This is a genomic window from Streptomyces sp. NPDC085944, assembly GCF_040686295.1.
In the GTDB taxonomy this organism is placed as follows: Bacteria; Actinomycetota; Actinomycetes; order Streptomycetales; family Streptomycetaceae; genus Streptomyces; species Streptomyces salinarius.
Genome location: NZ_JBFBJX010000009.1, coordinates 250,476 through 269,473, shown reverse-complemented (window position 1 = coordinate 269,473; position 18,998 = coordinate 250,476). Strand labels below are relative to the sequence as shown.

13 protein-coding genes, 3 tRNA genes and 1 pseudogene are annotated in these 18,998 nt (G+C 73.1%); 7 read left to right on the top strand and 10 right to left on the bottom strand.

Annotation, left to right across the window (positions count from 1 at the left end; genetic code table 11):
* Window positions 1-63: 63 nt before the first annotated feature.
* The 4 genes from AB0P07_RS20225 to AB0P07_RS20210 all read right to left on the bottom strand — a co-directional run bounded on the left by AB0P07_RS20225 (window position 64) and on the right by AB0P07_RS20210 (window position 5,685).
* Window positions 64-1,992, bottom strand: coding sequence for an ABC transporter ATP-binding protein (locus tag AB0P07_RS20225; protein ID WP_365552401.1), 1,929 nt, complete (start codon window positions 1,990-1,992; stop codon window positions 64-66).
* Complete coding sequence (locus AB0P07_RS20220) at window positions 1,992-3,725, bottom strand: ABC transporter ATP-binding protein (protein ID WP_365552399.1); 1,734 nt, start codon at window positions 3,723-3,725, stop codon at window positions 1,992-1,994. The genes AB0P07_RS20225 and AB0P07_RS20220 overlap by 1 nt, the downstream gene beginning before the upstream one ends.
* Window positions 3,726-3,880: 155 nt before the next feature.
* Window positions 3,881-5,329 carry an FGGY family carbohydrate kinase gene (locus tag AB0P07_RS20215; RefSeq protein ID WP_365552397.1) on the bottom strand — a complete coding sequence of 483 codons (1,449 nt, stop codon included), beginning with the start codon at window positions 5,327-5,329 and terminating at the stop codon, window positions 3,881-3,883.
* 50 nt (window positions 5,330-5,379) lie between these two features.
* Window positions 5,380-5,685 carry a YtxH domain-containing protein gene (locus AB0P07_RS20210; RefSeq protein WP_365552396.1) on the bottom strand — a complete coding sequence of 102 codons (306 nt, stop codon included), beginning with the start codon at window positions 5,683-5,685 and terminating at the stop codon, window positions 5,380-5,382.
* Between the two features lie 148 nt (window positions 5,686-5,833).
* Between AB0P07_RS20210 and AB0P07_RS20205 the strand changes: the two genes are divergently transcribed.
* The 3 genes from AB0P07_RS20205 (at window position 5,834) to AB0P07_RS20195 (ending at window position 6,256) form a co-directional block, all read left to right on the top strand.
* A tRNA-Asn gene (locus AB0P07_RS20205) sits at window positions 5,834-5,906 on the top strand.
* Window positions 5,907-5,911: 5 nt separating this feature from the next.
* Window positions 5,912-5,984 (top strand) — tRNA-Asn (locus AB0P07_RS20200).
* Between the two features lie 198 nt (window positions 5,985-6,182).
* Window positions 6,183-6,256: transfer RNA gene (locus AB0P07_RS20195), tRNA-Ile, on the top strand.
* Window positions 6,257-6,303: 47 nt separating this feature from the next.
* Here AB0P07_RS20195 and AB0P07_RS20190 read toward each other — a convergent pair.
* From AB0P07_RS20190 to AB0P07_RS20180, 3 genes are all read right to left on the bottom strand, one after another.
* Entirely contained in the window at window positions 6,304-6,456 is a 153-nt protein-coding gene (locus AB0P07_RS20190; protein WP_176155353.1) for a hypothetical protein, read from the bottom strand.
* A 67-nt stretch (window positions 6,457-6,523) separates the two neighbouring features.
* Window positions 6,524-7,960 carry a GAF domain-containing protein gene (locus AB0P07_RS20185; protein ID WP_365552394.1) on the bottom strand — a complete coding sequence of 479 codons (1,437 nt, stop codon included), beginning with the start codon at window positions 7,958-7,960 and terminating at the stop codon, window positions 6,524-6,526.
* A gap of 67 nt (window positions 7,961-8,027) precedes the next feature.
* Entirely contained in the window at window positions 8,028-9,194 is a 1,167-nt protein-coding gene (locus tag AB0P07_RS20180; RefSeq protein ID WP_365552392.1) for a rod shape-determining protein, read from the bottom strand.
* A 294-nt stretch (window positions 9,195-9,488) separates the two neighbouring features.
* Between AB0P07_RS20180 and AB0P07_RS20175 the strand changes: the two genes are divergently transcribed.
* Window positions 9,489-13,142 (top strand): S8 family serine peptidase, encoded by a 3,654-nt coding sequence (locus AB0P07_RS20175; protein ID WP_365552391.1) that lies wholly within the window; start codon window positions 9,489-9,491, stop codon window positions 13,140-13,142.
* 268 nt (window positions 13,143-13,410) lie between these two features.
* Here AB0P07_RS20175 and AB0P07_RS20170 read toward each other — a convergent pair whose 3' ends face one another.
* Both AB0P07_RS20170 and AB0P07_RS20165 read right to left on the bottom strand, forming a co-directional pair.
* Entirely contained in the window at window positions 13,411-14,787 is a 1,377-nt protein-coding gene (locus AB0P07_RS20170) for a carboxyl transferase domain-containing protein (protein ID WP_365552389.1), read from the bottom strand.
* Complete coding sequence (locus AB0P07_RS20165; protein ID WP_365552387.1) at window positions 14,780-16,255, bottom strand: acyl-CoA synthetase; 1,476 nt, start codon at window positions 16,253-16,255, stop codon at window positions 14,780-14,782. Before AB0P07_RS20165 ends, AB0P07_RS20170 begins: the two co-directional genes overlap by 8 nt.
* Before the next feature lie 97 nt (window positions 16,256-16,352).
* Between AB0P07_RS20165 and AB0P07_RS20160 the strand changes: the two are divergent.
* Window positions 16,353-16,436, top strand: a pseudogene (locus AB0P07_RS20160) (GntR family transcriptional regulator); the annotation flags it as partial.
* A 52-nt stretch (window positions 16,437-16,488) separates the two neighbouring features.
* Here AB0P07_RS20160 and AB0P07_RS20155 read toward each other — a convergent pair.
* Window positions 16,489-17,091 carry a hypothetical protein gene (locus AB0P07_RS20155; RefSeq protein ID WP_365552385.1) on the bottom strand — a complete coding sequence of 201 codons (603 nt, stop codon included), beginning with the start codon at window positions 17,089-17,091 and terminating at the stop codon, window positions 16,489-16,491.
* 99 nt (window positions 17,092-17,190) lie between these two features.
* Here AB0P07_RS20155 and AB0P07_RS20150 point away from each other — a divergent pair, with 99 nt between their 5' ends.
* Window positions 17,191-17,964: an IclR family transcriptional regulator gene (locus tag AB0P07_RS20150; protein ID WP_052842408.1), complete on the top strand. Its 774-nt coding sequence runs from the start codon at window positions 17,191-17,193 to the stop codon at window positions 17,962-17,964.
* On the top strand, window positions 17,961-18,821 hold the full coding sequence (locus tag AB0P07_RS20145) for an SMP-30/gluconolactonase/LRE family protein (protein WP_365552383.1): 861 nt from the start codon (window positions 17,961-17,963) through the stop codon (window positions 18,819-18,821). The genes AB0P07_RS20150 and AB0P07_RS20145 overlap by 4 nt, the downstream gene beginning before the upstream one ends.
* Window positions 18,822-18,998: the final 177 nt, after the last annotated feature.

Sequence of the window (18,998 nt, the reverse complement as noted above, 5' to 3'; positions counted from 1 at the left end):
GGCACCCCGACGCGGGGCAACCCCTCACCCCACCTCACCCACCGCTCCCACCTCAGCCACCGCTCACCCCACCTCAGCCACCGCCTCCGCGAACTGAGCCTTGTACAGCCGTGCGTACGCACCGTCCGCGGCCAGCAGCTCCGTATGCGCCCCCTGCTCCACGATCGCCCCGTCCTCCATGACCAGAATCGTGTCCGCGTCCCGGATCGTCGACAGCCGGTGCGCGATCACGAACGACGTCCGTCCGTGCGCCAGCTTCGCCATCGCCTTCTGGATCAGCACCTCCGTCCGGGTGTCCACGGACGACGTCGCCTCGTCCAGCACCAGGATCACCGGATCGGACAGGAACGCCCGCGCGATGGTGATCAGCTGCTTCTCACCCGCGCTCACCCCCGTGCCCTCGTCGTCGATCACCGTGTCGTAGCCGTCGGGCAGCGTTCGTACGAACCGGTCGGCGTGCGCGGCCCGCGCGGCCTCCTCGATCTCCCCGCGGGTGACCTCCCGCGAGGCCCCGTACGCGATGTTCTCCGCGATGGTGCCGCCGAACAGCCAGGTGTCCTGGAGCACCATGCCGATGCCGGCCCGCAGCTCGTCCCGGGACATCTTCGCGATGTCGACGCCGTCCAGGGTGATCCGCCCGCCGGTCACCTCGTAGAACCGCATCAGCAGGTTGACCAGGGTCGTCTTGCCCGCGCCCGTCGGCCCGACGATGGCGACCGTGTGGCCCGGCTCCACCTTCAGCGACAGGTCCTCGATCAGCGGCTTCTCGGGGTCGTAGCGGAAGGAGACGTGCTCCAGCTCCACCCGGCCGCGCAGGTCCTCGGGGCGGGCGCCCGGAATCGGGTCCGCCGACTGCTCCTCGGCGTCCAGGAGCTCGAAGATCCGCTCCGCCGACGCCACGCCCGACTGCACCAGGTTCGCCATCGACGCGACCTGCGTCAGCGGCATCGAGAACTGCCGGGAGTACTGGATGAAGGCCTGCACGTCGCCGATGGACAGCTGGCCCGAGGCCACCCGCAGACCGCCGACCACCGCGACCAGCACGTAGTTCAGGTTGGACACGAACATCATCAGCGGCTGCATGATCCCGCTGTTGAACTGCGCCTTGAACCCGGCCTCGTACAGCGCGTCGTTCTGCTCGGCGAACTGCTTCGCCGACTCCTCCTGCCGCCCGAACACCTTCACCAGCGCGTGCCCCGTGTACATCTCCTCGATGTGCGCGTTGAGCGCACCCGTCGAGCGCCACTGCTGCACGAACTGCGGCTGCGACCGCTTGCCCACCCGCGTGGCCACCACGAAGGACAGCGGCACGGTCACCAGGGCGACCAGCGCCAGGATCCAGGAGACGTAGAACATCATCGCCAGCACGCCGATGATGGTGAGCAGCGAGTTGATCAGCTGGCCCATCGACTGCTGGAGCGTCTGCTGGATGTTGTCGATGTCGTTGGTCGCCCGGCTCAGCACCTCGCCGCGCTGGCGCTGGTCGAAGTAGGACAGCGGCAGCCGGGACAGCTTCGTCTGCACGTGCTCGCGCAGCCGGAACATCGTCCGGTTGACCGTGCGGTTGACCAGCCGCGTCGCCACCGCCATCAGCAGACCGGCCACCGCGAAGGTCGCCAGTGCCAGGAGCAGCACCTGACCCACCGCGCCGAAGTCGATGCCCTGGCCCGGGGTGAAGTCGGTGCTGCGGAGCATGTCGGCGACGTTGCCGTCACCGTGCTCGCGCATGGAGTCCAGGACCTGCTCCTTCGTGGCCCCGGACGGCATGTCCCGCCCGATGATGCCCGCGAAGACCAGGTCGGTGGCGCGGCCGAGGATCTTCGGCCCGACCACGTTGAGGCCGACGCTGACGACCACGCAGGCCAGCAGCGTGAACAGCGTCGCCCGCTCCGGCCGGAACTGGGCGAGGAGCCGTTTGCTCGACCCCTTGAAGTCCATCGAACGCTGGTCGGGGCCGCCCCCGGCCATCATGCGACCCGCAGGCCCGGCCATCAGGCAGCCTCCGCTTCCGTCAGCTGGGAGAGCACGATCTCCCGGTAGGTCTCGTTGTCCGCCATCAGCTCGTGGTGCCGGCCCACGCCGACCACCCGCCCCTCGTCCAGCACGACGATCCGGTCCGCGTCCCGGATGGTCGCCACCCGCTGCGCCACGATGACCACCGTGGCCTCGGCGGTCTCCCGGGCCAGCGCGGCCCGCAGCGCCGCGTCGGTGGCGTAGTCGAGGGCGGAGAAGGAGTCGTCGAAGAGGTAGATCTCCGGGCGCTGGACCAGCGTCCGCGCGATGGCGAGCCGCTGGCGCTGACCGCCGGACACGTTGGTGCCGCCCTGCGCGATCGGCGCGTCGAGCCCGCCCTCCAGCTCGGAGACGAACTCCTTGGCCTGCGCCACCGCCAGCGCGTGCCACAGCTCCTCGTCGGTGGCGTCCGGATTGCCGTACCGCAGATTCGTCGCGACGGTGCCGGCGAAGAGGTACGGCTTCTGCGGCACCAGGCTCACCACCTTGGCCAGCGTCTTCGGGGCGACGGTGCGCACGTCCACGCCGTTGACCAGCACCTCGCCCTCGGTGGCGTCGAACAGGCGGGGGACCAGGCCCAGCAGCGTCGACTTGCCGCTGCCGGTCGAGCCGATGACGGCGGTGGTCTCACCCGGCTTGGCCACCAGGCCGATGTTCCTGAGCACCGGCTCCTCGGCACCCGGGTAGCGGAAGCCCGCCTCCCGGATCTCCAGGTGCCCGTGCCGGCGCAGCTCGGTGACCGGCGCCACCGGCGGCACCACACTGCTCTCGGTCCCCAGGACCTCCTGAATGCGCTCGGCGCACACCTCCGCGCGCGGCACCATCATGAACATGAAGGTGGCCATCATCACGGACATGACGATCTGCATGAGGTAGGCGAGGAACGCGGTCAGGTCGCCGATCTGCATCCCGCCGCTGTCGATCCGGTGGGCGCCGAACCAGACCACCGCGATCGACGACAGGTTCACCACCGTCATGACCACCGGGAACATCAGCGCCAGCAGGTTGCCGGTGCCGAGGGACACCTCGGTCAGCTCGGTGTTGGCCTTCCGGAAGCGCTGCTGCTCGTACTCGTCGCGCACGAAGGCGCGGATGACGCGGTTGCCGGTGATCTGCTCGCGCAGCACCCGGTTCACCGTGTCCAGGCGCACCTGCATCTTCCGGAACAGCGGGCGCAGCTTCCGCACGATCAGCGTGACGCAGATCGCCAGCACCGGCACGACCCCGAGCAGCACCCCGGACAGCGGCACGTCCAGGCCGAGCGCCATCACGATGCCGCCCACGCACATGATCGGCGCCGACACCATCAGCGTGAACGACATCAGGGCCAGCATCTGGACCTGCTGCACGTCGTTGGTGGTCCGCGTGATCAGCGAGGGCGCGCCGAAGTGGCCCACCTCGCGCGCCGAGAAGGACTGCACCCGGTCGAAGACGGCACCGCGCACGTCCCGGCCGAGCGCGGCGGCGGTGCGCGCGCCGTAGAAGACGGCACCGATGTTGCAGACCACCTGGGCCAGCGAGATGCCGATCATCAGGGCGCCGTAGCTCAGGATGTAGCCCGAGTCACCTTCCACGACACCGTTGTCGATGATGTCCGCGTTCAGGGTCGGCAGGTACAGGGAGGCGCAGGTCTGCAGGAACTGCAGCGCCACCAGCAGGGCGATGGGTCTCTTGTAGGGCCTGAGATAGGTCCGCAGTAGTCGTATGAGCACACTGAGTCTCTCGGAGTCGGCGACAGGGGCCGCGGTTGGTTGCCCCTGGCCCCTATCGTCGAACACTCCACCCGCGTTACCTCAACCGATTAACCCAAGAGCACGGCAAATTCCGGCCTACGAGGGGTCACGTCACGAGCGATGCGGCCCCCGGGTCACAGCGCGCCCGGGTGCGTCTGCTCGCGCACCGACACGAACTGCTGGCGCACCGCCTGCCCCACCGCCAGCTCCTCGCCGGGCTCCAGCACCTGCGCCACCGCGCCCTGCCAGGCCGGGGGAGTGCGCGGGTCCAGCGTGCCCTGGGAGACGCCGAGCGCCCAGGCCGCCTGCCGGGCCGAGCCGATCGCCGCGTAGTCCGCCGGCTGCGGCACGACGACCTGCGTCCCGAACAGCGCGGGCGCCGCCGCCTGCACGGCCGGCAACTCGGCCGCCGCACCCAGCAGGAACACCCGCCGTACGTCCACACCGCGCAGCCGCAGCACGTCCAGGGCGTCGGCGAGACCGCACAGCATGCCCTCGAACGCGGCCCGCGCCAGGTGCTCCGGCTTCATCGACTCGCGCCTGAGACCGGCGAGCGTCCCGGCGGTGTGCGGCAGGTTCGGCGTCCGCTCGCCCTCCAGATAAGGGAGCAGCACCAGGCCGTGCGACCCGGGGGTCGACTTCATCGCCAGCTCGGACAGACCCTCCAGGTCCGGCACACCGAGCAGTTCGGCGGTGCCGCGCAGGGTCCGTACGGCGTTCAGGGTGGTGACGACCGGCAGGTGCATGCCGGTCGCGTCCGCGAGGGCGGTGATCATCCCGGACTGGTCGACGAGCGGCTCGGTGTGCACGGCCATCACGGAGCCGGAGGCGCCCAGCGACACCACGGCGTCGCCCAGCCCGATCCCGAGCCCGAAGGCCGCGGCCTGGGTCTCGCCGGTCCCAGCGGAGATCAGCAGCCCCTCCGGCGTCGTACCGGCCGCGTCGGACGGGCCGATCACCTCCGGCAGCACCGCCTGGTGCCCGAGCGCCAGCTCCACCAGGTCGGGCCGGTAACCGCCGGTCGCCGCCGACCAGTACCCGGTGCCCGAGGCACCGCCCCGGTCCGTGGTCCGGCGCGCCGGCCGCCCGAGCAGCTGCCACACCAGCCAGTCGTGGGCCTGGAGCAGTACGGCGGTTTGCGCGGCGGCCTCCGGCTCGCTCCGCGCCAGCCAGCGCAGCTTCGTCACCGGCTGCGCGGTCTGCGGCACCGAGCCGACGGCCTGCGCCCACGCCTCGCGCCCGCCGAGCGCGTCGATCAGGTCGGCCGCCGCGACCTGCGAACGCTTGTCGCCGCCGACCATCGCCGGGCGCACGGTGTTGCCCTGCGCGTCCAGCGGCACGACCGAGTTGGCCTGCGCCGACACGCCGATGGCCTGCACGCCCTCGAGGAGCCCGCCGCCGGCCGCCTCCCCGAGGGACAGCAGCCAGGCCTGCGGATCGACGTCCGCCGGCCGGCCCCCGCCCTCGGGGCTCTCCACCGGGTGCGGCGCGTAGCCCTGGCGCAGCACGGCACCCGTGTCCGCATCACAGACGACGATACGAGTGAAATCGGGCGAACTGTCCAACCCGGCGACTATCCCCATACCCGAAATTCTGCCGCACCGGGTGCGGTGGCCGTACCGCCCGGGGGGGCTCAGGTGTTGCTCGTGCCCCAGTCGTCCGGACCGTTGCCGTTCGTGCCGCGCTCCCGCAGCGAGCGGACCCGGTGGGCCACCGAGTCGGGCATCCGGTCACCGACCTTGTCGCTCACCACGTGGTACGCCTTGTCGGCGAAGTGCCTGCCCTGCTGGGCGGCGGACTCCGCGGTGTTGCGCACGGCCGGGTTCCGCGCGACCTGCTGCGCTGACTTCCGCAACTGCTCGTAACGCTCCCGCCCGGCCTTCGTGCCGAGCACGTAGCCCACCGCTAGTCCGACGACGAATGTGAGCCGGTAACGCATGGCGGCCACCCTTCCCTTCACTGGCTCCGGGGTGCTGGAGAGTACCGATTGGCGGAGCACCCCCCTGCTTGCGCTAATGTATGTGTCGCAGCGAGCGCGCGCCCCCTGGCGAATACCCAGGCAGACGCGTTCGATGCGACACCGACATTCCTCGGTAGCTCAATTGGCAGAGCAGCCGGCTGTTAACCGGCAGGTTACTGGTTCGAGTCCAGTCCGGGGAGCTCGGTCCTCCGTAGCTCAATTGGCAGAGCAGCCGGCTGTTAACCGGCAGGTTACTGGTTCGAGTCCAGTCGGGGGAGCACCGTGAACGAGGACCCTCCGGGGTCCTTTTTCATGTGCCCTCATGTCCGTCCCGAGTCCCGGGAACCGCGCGGCACGCTGCGGAGTCCTCAAGGTCATGAAGGCAGCCGTGGAAGCCGACCATCCGAGGCAGGAGATCGTATGAGCGGCTATGCTGCGGCAGACGGCGCGTACACGTGTACGCGACACGCCGCTTCGGGGCGGTAGCTCAGCCGGTTAGAGCAGCGGACTCATAATCCGTCGGCCGTGGGTTCGAGTCCCACCCGCCCCACTCCGCACCAACTCTGCAGAAACCTTCTGGTCTGCGGTGGTGCCGCGTCACCGGGATTCCGGTTCCGGTGCCTGCCCGACGCTCTCGTCTTCCTCGTCACGTTCGCCCTCCGCCTGCGAGGGCGTGCTGTGCGGCACGTCGGGGGTGTCCGGCTCGTCGTCGCGTTCGCCCTCGGCCTGCGACGGGGTGGGCTCGCTCATGGCGGTACCTCCTGCTGCCGGTCGGGTCGTCGGCCGAGTACCCGGTCCGGGGCGACGCCACCGTCCGCTACAGAGGTGCCCACCAGGTGACCGTCGTGCCGCCTTGCTCGCCGCCCTCGCCGCCCTCGCCGCCCTCGCCGTCGTCGGCGACCCTGAGGCGTACGCCCTCCCGGCGCTCCGGCGACATGGCCGGAGTCTCCACGGTGACCTCGACGCGGGAGACGCCCGGACGTGCGCAGGCGCCCGCCAGGGCGTCGCGGAGGGCCGTGAGGAGGCGGTCGGCGACCCGGTCGGGCACCCGGGTGTCGACGGCGCCCAGGAAGCGGGTGGACGGGGCGAAGCCGAGCCGGGCGGCGGCGGCCGCGGTCTCGCGCAGGACCCTGCCGCGCAGGCCCGTCGGCGGTTCGGCCGGGGGCTGCTGGAGGGCGAGAATGGTGGTGCGCACGTCCTGGACCGTGGAGCGCAGTTCGTCCACCGCCCGGCCCAGGATGTCGTCCACCTCCCGCGCGCCGGGCCTGCGTCGCGTGGACTCCAGCATCATGCCGGTGGCGAAAAGTCGCTGCACCACCAGGTCGTGCAGGTCGCGGGCGATGCGGTCGCGATCCTCGTAGACCGCCAGCCGCTCCCGGCCCCGGCGGGCGTCGGCCAGGACCAGGGCGAGCGCCGCCTGCGAGGCGAACTGCGTCGCGAGCAGCCGTTCCACGTCCGTGTAGGGGCGCCCGCCGCGACGGCGGGGCAGGGCGAGGGTGCCGATGAGCCGGCCGCTCGCCTGCAGCGGCAGCATCATGCTCGGCCCGAACCGGTGCCGTACGTGGGTCGTCATGCGCGGGTCGGTCGCCGAGTCGTCGATGAACACCGGCTCGCCGCCGAGGAGCTGCTCCAGGACCGGGCTGCCCGGCGTGATGGTGGCACCGACCATGCCGTCCGGGTCGTCGGGCGTCGAGGCGGTCACGATCTCCATGCCGCCCTCGGCGGTCGGGTGCAGGATGACACCCGCCGAGGCGTCGGCGAGCAGCCGGGCCCGTTCGGCCACCGTGCTCAGCGCGGCGTCGGTGCCCTCCTCGGTGAGCAGCGCCGTGGTGACCGCCGCCGTGCCCTCGATCCAGCGCTCGCGCTGCCGGGCCGTCTCGTACAGCCGGGCGTTGCCGATGGAGATGCCGGCCTGGGTGGCCAGGACCCGCAGCAGCTGCTCGTCCCCGACCGTGAACGGACCCGCGCCGGGCCGCCCGGTCAACCGCAGCTCGCCGACCTCCTCCTCCCGGACGTGGACCGGCACCCGCAGCAGGGGTGCCGTCCCCGGTGCGGGCTCCGGGCCGGGGGTGCGGATCCCGGCGAGGCCGCCCTCGCGGGGGTCGGTGACCACCAGGGCCGCGCCGCCCGCGCCGGTCAGTTCGGCGGCGCCGTCCACAATGCGCCGCAGGACGGCGCGCAGATCGAGGTCGGTGCCGGTGCCCAGCAGCGCTTCGAGGAGACGGGTCAGTCGGGGCGCGGGCTGCGCGGTCATCCGTCGGGCATCCTCGGTTTCCTGCCGTCCCCCGGCGTCTCGGCCCCCTCGGTCGTACGGCGACGGATCAGTCGGAGCCGGAGCCGGAGCCGGAGCCGGAGCCGGAGCCGGAGTCCGGGTCGGCATCCGTGTCTGCGCCGGAGCCGGAGCGGGCGCCGACACCGACACCGACGCCGAGGTCCGAGGTCGTCGGGTGCAGGACGAGCGGCTCGACCCGGCCCTCCAGCATGCTGCCGAGGCCCTGGACGGCGCACACGTCGGGCCGTTCCGCGATGTGCACCGGCATGCCGGTGGCCTGACGCAGCATCTGGTCGAATCCCGGCAGCAGCGCGCTGCCGCCGACCATCATGATCCCGCGGTCGGCCAGGTCCGCGACCAGGTCCGGCGGGCAGTCCCGCAGCACCTTGCCGATGCCGTCGAGCACGGCCGTCAGCGGCGTCTGGATGGCGTTGCGCACCGTGGCGGTGTCGACCCGCACACTGCGCGCCAGGCCGGTCGCCACGTCCCGGCCGTGGATCTCGGTGGACGCCGGGCCCTGCGGGGTCAGTCCGTTGCCGGACAGGGCGAGCTGCAGGGGGCGTACCGACTGGCTGGGCAGGACCAGCTCGTGCTGGTGGCGCAGCAGCTGCACGATCGCGTGGTCCACGGCCTCGCCGCCGACCGGGATGCGCTCCGCGGTCACGATCGAGCCGAGGGAGAGGACCGCGACCTGCGTGGCGTGCGCACCGCACACCATGATCATGGTCGCTTCGGGCCGCTCCACGGGCAGTCCGCAGCCGACCGCCGCCGCGATGAGGGTGTCGACGAGTTCCACCCGGCGCGCGCCGAGCCCGACCAACGTCTCGATCGCCGCCCGCTGCGACAGTGGGTCCGCGTCGTGCGGGGTGCAGACGGCGGCCCGCAGCCGGGGCTTGCGGCGCAGGGCGCGGCGGATCTTGTCGCCGAGCAGGTGGCGCAGCATGCGCTGGGCCATCTCGATGTCGACGACCGTGCCGCCGGAGACCGGACGCACGACACGGATGTAGCCGGGGGTGCGGCCCGTCATCTTCTCCGCGAACTCGCCGACCGCGATGAGCGCGCCCGTGCGGGTGTTGACCGCCGCGGCGGACGGCTGGTCGACGACCAGTCCCGCCCCCTTCACGTACACGCGGGTCCGCGCCGCGCCCAGGTCCACGGCGAAGTGGCAGCGGCGCAGCGCCTCCAGACTGGCGGTATTGGCAGTACTGGCGGTCATGGCGAATCCTCCCGAGAGCGCGGACCGTGACGGGCCGTCCGGTGGCCGGCCCGTGGCACCGATCATGCGCGGCGACACGTCCGTGCGCCTGCTGGAGGGGGCCGGGCGGGGGGGCCGCTGAACGGGGGGTGTCTGTCCGTCCGGCCCCGTCGTCGGCCCCCGCCCGCGCCACTGGCGGGAACCCGCCAGGGCAGCTTTCCGCCGCGCTCGGTCAACTCCCTTGTCCCGCAGGCCCCCTGAGACTGCTCACAGCACTCGTCACAGCACTCTACGACGACACGAAGAGAGACGTGGATGAGCACAGGACCAGTCAGACGTGGGGCGACCCTCCTGTCGGCGGGGCTCGTGATCGCGCTGCTGCCGGCCGGGACGGCGGCGGCGCAGGAGCCGCCCCCCGACCCGGCGCGCACCCCGCGCACGGCCTCCGCGGCCGACGCGGCCCGCACCGTCACCCTCGTCACCGGCGACCGGGTGACCGTCACCGAGCTCGGCGGCGGCAGGAAGACCATCACGGTCGACCGGCCCGAGGGCGCCACCGGAGCCGTGCGGACCAGCAGCTCCGGCGGACGGACCGTCGTCGTACCGGACGAAGCCCTGCCGTACCTGCGCGACGGCAGCCTCGACGAGCGGCTCTTCGACGTCGGCGCACTGCTGGAGCAGGGGCTCGCCGACACCGAGACCGGCGAGCTGCCGCTGATCGTGACCTACGATAGGAGCGCGCGGGTCGCCACCCCGAGGGGCGCCGAGCGGACCCGGGCGCTGCCCAGCGTGCGCGGGGCCGCCGTCGAGGCCGACAAGGGGCGGGACTTCTGGCGGGAGTTCACCCGGCGCGGCGCCGGCATCGACGGCGTGTGGCTCGACGGGCGGGTCACCGCATCCATGGCCGAGTCCAACGCGCAGATCGGCTCGCCCGAGGCCTGGGAGGCCGGGCTGACCGGCAAGGGCGTCACCGTCGCCGTGCTGGACAGCGGCGTGGACGCCGGGCACCCGGACCTCACGGGGCGGATCGCCGAGAGCAAGAGCTTCATACCCGGCGAGGAGGTCGCCGACCGCAACGGCCACGGCACGCACGTCACCTCCACCGTGGGCGGCAGCGGAGCCGCCTCCGACGGCAAGGAGAAGGGTGTCGCGCCCGGCGCCACCCTGGCGGTCGGCAAGGTCCTCTCCGACGAGGGCTTCGGCAGCGAGTCCGAGATCATCGCCGGCATGGAGTGGGCCGCCCGGGACGTGGACGCCGACATCGTCTCCATGAGCCTCGGCTCGACCGAGGCCAGCGACGGCACCGACCCCATGGCCGAGGCCGTGAACAACCTGTCCCGCGAGACCGGCGCCCTGTTCGTGATCGCGGCCGGCAACACCGGCAGCCCGTCCTCCATAGGCTCGCCCGGCGCGGCCGACACCGCCCTCACCGTGGGCGCCGTCGACTCCGCCGACCAGGCGGCCTGGTTCACCAGCGCCGGGCCCCGCTTCGGCGACAACGCGCTCAAGCCCGACCTGTCGGCCCCGGGCGTCGGCATCCTCGCCGCCCGCTCCCGGCTCACCGAGGGCAGCGGCGACTACACCGGCATGGACGGTACGTCGATGGCGACGCCGCACATCGCCGGCGTGGCCGCGCTGCTCGCCGAGGAGCATCCGGACTGGACCGGCGCGCGGCTCAAGGACGCGCTGATGTCCACCTCGAAGGAGCTGGACGCCTCCGCCTACCGGCTGGGCGCGGGCCGGGTCAGCGTGCCGGGCGCCGTCCACGCCGACGTCACCGCCACCGGCAGCGCCGACCTGGGTTTCTACTCCTGGCCGTACGACGCCAACGAGCCGGTCACCAGGACCGTCACCTACGCCAACTCCTCCGACACGGACGTCGAGCTGAAGCTGTCCGTCAAGGGCGCCCCCGAGGGCGTCGCCACCCTCGCCGACACCTCCCTCACCGTGCCCGCGCACGGCACCGCCGCCACCACCGTGACCGGGGACGGAGCCAAGGCGCCCGTCGGCACCACGAGCGGGCGGATCGTGGCGGCCGACGCGAGCGGGACCACCCTCGCGCACACCGCGTTCGGGCTGGTCAAGGAGGAGGAGCGGTACACGCTCACCGTGCACGTCAAGGACCGCTCCGGTGCCGCGACGCCGGCCGACCTGACCGTCCAGCAGCTCGCCGAGGGCATCGACCCCTTCCCGGCCCACGTGGGGGAGTCCGGCACCCTGGAGCTCCGGCTCAAGCCCGGCACATACAGCCTGACCTCCTTCCTCGACGTGCGCGGCAGCCACGGCGCCGACTCGCTCGGCCTGGGCTTCCTCGCCGCCCCGGAGGTGGTCGTCGACCGGGACCGCGAGATCACCCTGGACGGACGCCGACTGCGCGAGCTCGGCGCCGACGTCCGCGAGCGCACCGAGACCCGTCAGCTGCTCATGGAGTACGACCGCAGCGCGAACGGCTCCGACCTCTTCGGCGCCGTCCAGGTGCCGCTGACGTACGACAGCATCTTCGCCGCGCCCACGAAGAGGGTCGCCGAGGGCGGCTTCGAGTACCGGACCGTGTGGCGGCTCGGCAAGCCGCTCCTCGAGGTGAAGGGGATCGGCGAGGCCACCGTCCAGTCCGGCGGCACCCTGGTCGAGGGCCGCACCCGGCTGCCGCTGGTCGACGTGGGGGACGTCGGCGACGGGCCCCTTCCGGGCGGCGTGCGCGGCAAGGCGGTGCTCGCCCGGCTCACGGACGGGACCGAACCCTCGGCGCTCGCCCGGGCCGCGCAGGACGCGGGCGTCGAGGCGCTGTTCGTGACCGACGACGCCCCCGGCCGGCTGATGGCGTGGTGGGGCACGGACGACAACGCCGACCGGCCGCTGCAGATCGCCACGGTCGACGCGGCCGACGCCCGCCGGCTGCGCGAGGCCGGACGGGCCGACATGACCGGCACCCGCGACACGCCCTACGTGTACGACCTGTCCGAAGGGCACGAGGGCGCCGTGCCCGACCGGGACCTCACCTACGCGCCGGGCCACCGCGACCTCGCCGTGCTGCACACCAAGTACCACGGCGACGCACCGTCGAGCGGCGGGGAGTTCCGGTACTCGATCACCGACACCTTCCCGGTCGGCCTCGGCTTCCGGGAGCGGATCGACTACCCTGTGGAGCGCACCGAGTACGTGTCCACCGGGCCCGGCCAGCTCTGGCACGAGACCGTGACCAGCGCCGACGGAGCACTGGAGGAACGCGGCGGACTGTCCGCGTACCGGGGCGGCTCGCGCGCGGAGCTGAACTGGTTCAAGCCGGTGTGGCACCCCTACCTCGGCACCGGACTCGGCTGGGGACAGCAGCGCTCCGGCAACCAGCTTCAGTTCAACGCGCCCGGCTGGGGCGACTCGGGACCCGACCACACCGGCTTCGGCGACGTGTGGAGCGAGGGCAGCGGCATGTCCCAGACCACGTCCGTGTACCTGGACGGCGAACTGGTCGACCAGGGGCCGAGTTCCGCCGCGTACGCGTGGGACATGCCCGCCGACGAGCACACCTACCGGCTCGTCACCGACACCGCGCTCGACGCGAAGCGCTGGCCGCTCGCGAGCGAGGGCCACGCGGAGTGGACCTTCCGCTCGGCCGCCACGCCGGAGGACCGGTGGACCTACCTGCCGCTGATCAACCTCTCCTTCGACGTGGACACCGACCTCGCGGGGAAGGTGCGTGGCGGGAAGAAGCTGCGGATCGGGCTCGGCGCCGCGTACGTGGCGGGCGCCGCGGACACCGGCACGATCGGCGGCGGCAAGCTGGAGGTGTCGTACGACGACGGGAAGAGCTGGCACCAGGTCCGGCTGCGCGGCGGTGACGGGGAGGCGTCCTGGCACGGGACGCTGAGCGTGCCGCGCGACGCGGAGCACGTCTCGCTGCGGGCCTCCGCGCGCGACGACCGGGGCGGCTCGGCCACGCAGGAGATCGTGCGGGCGCTGGCCGTGCGGTAGGGCCACCCGCCAACGGCCGCACGCGGACGGCGCCGCCTCCTTGGGACGGGGAGGCGGCGCCGCCTGGTTTCTCGGACCGTCAGACCAGCCAGCCGACGAAGTGGACGAGGCCGGCGAGGATGTCGGTGAGAAGGTTCATGATCGTGCAGCTCCTTGCGCTGTTCGTGTGCGGGACCGTGGGGCCCCGCCGGGACTACGTGGGACATGTGCGTCAACTACGGTCTGCAGCCCGTTGCTTGCACACCGTAAGTATCGTTGGTCCCTGCAGTCACATGCGCTCTTCAGAGCGACGATCACCTGTTCCAGGGAACAACTGCTCGCTTGTTCGGATCACGCCAAGCTCGGCCAAGTCCTGCGGGCGCAGGCGCAGTTGACCGGCCGTCACCCCTGCCTCCTCCGGCGGGCGCTTCAGGATCGCCGCCGCGTGCTCCGGCGCGATGACGGAGAAGTAGCTGTCCGGCGTCGCCCAGGTGCTGCCCGGTGCCGCCAGGGCCAGCGCGCCGCCCGAACCGCCCTCGCCGATCACCAGCGTGGTGACCGGCGTGCGCGCCGAGGCCACGGCGCCGAACAGATCCGCGATCGCCGGACCCGCCCCCTGCCGCTCCGCCGCCGCGTCGTTGGCCGCGCCCGGCGTGTCCACCAGGGTCAGCACCGGGATGCCGAGCCGGTCCGCGAGGTGGACGAGCCGGGTCGCGGTGCGGTACCCGGCGGGCCGGGTCGCCGCGCCCGTCTGGGCGGCGTACGCGACCGTGCGCCCCGCGTGCGTGCCGAAGCCGCACAGCATGCCCTCCGGGTCCCGGCCGCCGCAGCGGTCGCCGGACAGGGCGACCCGTTCGGTGAAGTAGGCGTCCAGGTACGCCCCCGCACGTGGGCGCTCGGGGGCGCGGGCCCGGCGTACCGCCTCCCAGCCGCCGGCCGGCAGGTCCCGCGCGCCCAGCGGCTGAGGCACCGGCGCCGGAGCGTCGGACGGTGCCGTCAGCAGCCGCAGCCACCGCCCCAGCGTCGCGCGCAGCTCCCCCGGCGGTACGACGGCGTCCGCGCTGCCCGCAGCCACCTGCGCCTCGGCCGTGTACGCCGCCGGGTCGGCGTCCGGCGGCCGGACCCGCGACCCGGCGAAGCCCACCTGGGCGCCGGGCAGGGCGAGGACCACGTCGGCGCCCGCGCCCAGGGTCGCCCAGCCGCCTCCGGTCGCCGGGTCCCGCACCACCGCGATCTGCGCCAGACCGGCCGCCCGGGTATGCGCCGACTGCCGGGCCACCCGCTGCAGTTGGGTCAGCGCGAGCATCCCCTCCTGCATCCGGCTGCCGCCCGTGGCGACCAACGGCACCACGGGCAGCCGGTGTTCACGGGCGTACACGTGCGCCGCCTCAAGACGGTCGCCGGTGCGGTGGCCGAGCGAGCCGCCGAGGAAGCCGAACTCGAAGGAGACGAGCACGGCCCGGGTGCCCTCGACGTCGCCGGTGCCGCAGACGACGGACTCCGTCTCGCCGGTGCGCTCGGCGGCGCGGGCCCGCGAGGCGTCGTAACCGGGCCAGCCGAGGGGGCCGTCGGGCTGCCAGGGGCCGTCCGGGTGGGGGAGTTCGGCGAAGGTGGAGTCGTCGGTGACCAGGGCGAGGAACTCCCGCGCGGTCGGGCGCTCAGCCACGGTCCAGCGCCCGCTTCATGATCTTTCCCATGTCGTTGCGGGGCAGCGCGTCGAGGTGCCGGACGACGCGGGGGCGCTTGTGCGGGGCGAGCCGGCCCGCGACATGGTCGGCCAGCGCCTCGAGGCCGGGCGGCGCGGCGGGGTCGGCCGGCACGATCCAGGCCACGATCCGCTCCCCGAGGTCCGGGTCGGGCTCGCCGGTGACGGCGGCCTCGCGCACCCCCGGGTGTTCGAGCAGCGCGTTCTCGATCTCACCGGCGCCGATCTTGTACCCGCCGCTCTTGATCAGGTCGGTCGCCTTGCGGCCGACGATGCGGACACAGCCGTCGGGGTCGCGCACCGCCATGTCGCCGGTGCGGAAGAAGCCGTCCGCGGTGAAGGCGGCGGCAGTGGCGTCGGGGCGGCCCAGGTACTCGGTGAACAGGTTCGGGCCGCGCACCTGGATCTCGCCGACGCTCTCCCCGTCCAGCTCCGCGATCGGCGTGCCGTCCTCCTCCACCAGCCGCAGTTCCACGCCGGGCAGCGGCACGCCCACCGTCCCGGCGCGCGGCTCGCCGTCGGCGCGCACGCTGGTGTTCATCAGGGTCTCCGTCATGCCGTACCGCTCGATCACCCGGCGTCCGGTGGCGGCGGCGATGCGCTCGTGGTCGTGCACCGGCAGCGCGGCCGATCCCGACACCAGCAGCCGGGCCCCGGCGAGCGCCTTCGCCAGCTCCGGGTCGCCGGGGAGCGTCTCGGCGATCCGGTGGTACATCGTGGGCACGCCGAACAGCATGGTCGCGCCGTCGTTCAGCTCCCGCGCGGCGCCCTCGGTGGAGAACCTGCCCAGGTGCCGCACGGACCCGCCCCGGCGCAGCGGGCCGAGGACGCCGAGCACCAGCCCGTGCACGTGGAACAGCGGCAGCCCCTGCACCAGGACGTCGTCGCCGGTCCACTGCCAGGCGTCGGCGAGCGCGTCCAGGGTCGTCGCCAGGGCACGCCGGGGGATGACGGCGCCCTTGGGCGGGCCGGTGGTGCCGGAGGTGTAGACGACGAGCGCGGGGTCGCCCTCGTCGGCGCGGTCCTCGGGGAGGCTCCCGCGGGCCCGCACGTCGACGTCGACACGTTCCAGGGCGCTTAGGGCGGGCGGGAGTTCGGCGTCCGGGGGCGCCAGGACCAGGGAGGGCGCGCTGTCGGTGAGGATGTGCGCGAGTTCCTTGTCGCCGGACTTCGGGTTGAGGGGTACGGCGGCGACTTGGGCCAGCAGCGCCGCCACCACGGCGACGGCGGTCTCCATCGCCGGGGTGGCCCAGACGGCGACCCGGCCGGCGCCGCCGATCCGCCCGGCCGTGGCGCCCGCCGCGGCGGCGAGTTCCGCGTAGGTCAGGGAACGCTCGCCGAACCGCAGCGCGGGGCGGTCCCGGGCCGCCTCGGCGTCCGCGAGGGCGGGGAACATGTGCGACGCGTGTCCGCTCTGCTTCCTTCTCATGGCTCATAGTTGAGCATGAGAAGGATGGTTCGCTCTCCGCACCTGCACCTGCACCTGCACCTGCTCTGGGTGCTGGAGTCCTGGTCCGGCGGTGCACGACGACGAGCGTCCCATTGAAGTGACCGTCATGGTGAAGGCCGGTCCTCGTTACGAGGTTCAGTACGAGTTCACGGCAGGGTAAGCCTCCCGCACGGCACGCGGAGTTCAGGGGGAGAAGCGCCGCGTTGTACAGCTCAGCCGTCGGCGACCAGGCGCTGCAACAACCCCCAGGTGAACTCCGCGACCACCTCGTGTCGTACGCCGTCCCGGTCCGGGGCGGTGAAGGCCAGTCCCCACCGGGTCGGGGCCGAGCCCTGGAGCGGCCGGGCGGGGGCGAAGGCGCGGGCCGCCTCGTCGACCGTGCACGACCAGGGCGTGAGGTCGTCCAGGGTGCGCAGGCCGGGCGCCGGTGCGCCGGGGGCGCGCACCAGCCACTCGTTCCAGACGACGCCCTTGTCCGCGACCAGCACCTCGAAGCGCAGGTCCGGCCACAGGGGCAGCGCCCACTGCCGGGCCTCGCACTCCAGGTCGCCGATCCGGCGCGGCGCCACCGACTCCGGCTCGCCCAGGACGGAGCGGTACCGGGCGGCCGCCGAGCGGGACCGGGGTGAGTGGAGCATCGCCTGCCAGCGCCTGTTGGCCTCGCGCATGTCCGCGACGGAGGCGCCCAGCTCGCGGCGGGCGTCCGCGACCGGGCCGGGGTTGTGGTCGGCCATGCGGCGCAGCAGGACGAGCTGGAAGTCGCGCGGGGTGAAGGGGCCCGCGGACTGCTTTCCGGTCGGCATGGCACCCATCATCACCCGACCATTGCCCAGGCAAACGCGATATGAGTAGCCTGTGTTCGTTATTCCGACCACCTGTTGAAATCTCGAACACACTCAGGGAGGGGGCTGGACATGGGACGCCTCGTGCCGGCCGTGACCCGGGCTCTCGACATACTGGAGCTCTTCCTCGACGGGGACGGCACGCTCTCCGCCCCCGACATCGTGCGCCGGCTCCAGCTGCCGCGGACCACCGTGCACGAGCTGGTCACCACGCTCGCCGCCCGCAAGTACATCGTCCCGGTCCCCGGGCAGTCCGGACGGTACCGGCTCGGCGTGCGTCCGTACCAGCTCGGCGCCCGTTACGCCGAGCACCTCGACCTCGCCGCGGAGGGCCAGCAGGTCGCCCGGACCGTCGCCGAGACCTGCGACGAGACGGTGCACGTGGCGATCCTGGAGGACACGGACGTCATCTACATCGCCAAGGTCGACTCCACGCACGCGGTGCGCATGGTCTCCGCGGCCGGCCGCCGGCTGCCCGCGCACTGCACGTCCGTCGGCAAGATGCTGCTGGCCTCGCTGCCCGAACCGGAGGTCGCCGCGCGCTTCCCCGACGGCGCCGAGCTGACCGCGATGACCCCGAACAGCATCACCGACCCGGCCGCCCTGCGCGAGGCCCTCGCCGCGATCCGCGAGCGGGGCACCGCCGTGGAGAGCCGCGAGTCCAACCCGGACGTCTCCTGCGTGGCCGCCCCGGTCCGCGACCGCACCGGCCGTGTCGTCGCCGCGCTGTCGATCTCGGTGCCTATGATCCGCTGGAGCGAGGAACGCCGCGCCGAACTGGAGCAGCTGGCCGTCAAGGGCGCCGCCGACCTCTCCGAGCGGCTCGGCCACAGGAGCGCGGCATGACGACGTCCGGCACGGCCTTCGAGGTGGCCGTCCACGCGGAAGCGACCCTCGGCGAGGGCCCCACCTGGGACCCGGCGACCGACCGCCTGCTGTGGATCGACATCCTGAACTCCCGCGTGCACACCTACGACCCGGCCACCGGCCGGCGCACGCTGCGCCGCACCGATCAGCACGTGGGCGCCGTCAAGCCCCGGGCGGGCGGCGGCCTCGTCCTCAACCTGCGGGACGGCGTCGGCCTGCTCGACCCCGACGACACCTTCCGCTGGCTGCTCCGGGAGCCCGTCCCCGGCCGCCGCGGCAACGACGCCGCCGTCGCACCCGACGGCAGCCTGTGGGCGGGCACCATGCGCTACGACGAGGCGCCGGGCGGCGGCACACTGACCCGGTTCACCGGGGACGGCACGGCCGAGACCGTCCTCGACGACGTGACGGTGAGCAACGGCACCGGCTGGAGCCCCGACGGCCGGCTGATGTACTACGTCGACACCCCGACCCGCCGCATCGACGTCTTCGACGTCGCCGCGGACGGCCGGGTCGTGAACCGCCGCCCCCTGGCCACCGTCGAGGAGGGCGCGGGCTTCCCCGACGGCCTGTGCGTCGACGCCGAGGGCTGTGTGTGGGTCGCCCTGTGGGACGGCGGCGCGGTACGCCGCTACACCCCGGCCGGCGACCTGGACCGGGTGATCACCCTCCCTGTCCCGCGCGTCACGGCCTGTGCCTTCGGCGGCCCGGACCTCACCGACCTGTACCTCACCACCGCCCGGGTCGGCCTCACGGCCCCGCACCCACTGGCGGGCTCGCTGCTGGTGGTGCCGGGGGCCGGGCGGGGGGTGGCGCAGCCCGCGTTCGCGGGATGAGCGCAGCCGACTGCACCCCGGGGCCGGACCGACGCCATCCCGGCACCGGTCCGGCCGTCCGCTCACTTCCCCGCGCGGTCGAGCCCGTCGCGTACTTCCTGCTCGCCGGGGTCGGCGGCGGTCCGGTGCGGCGGGGGCAAAGGCCCCGGTGGGGGCGGCCAGGAGAGGCCCGGGTGG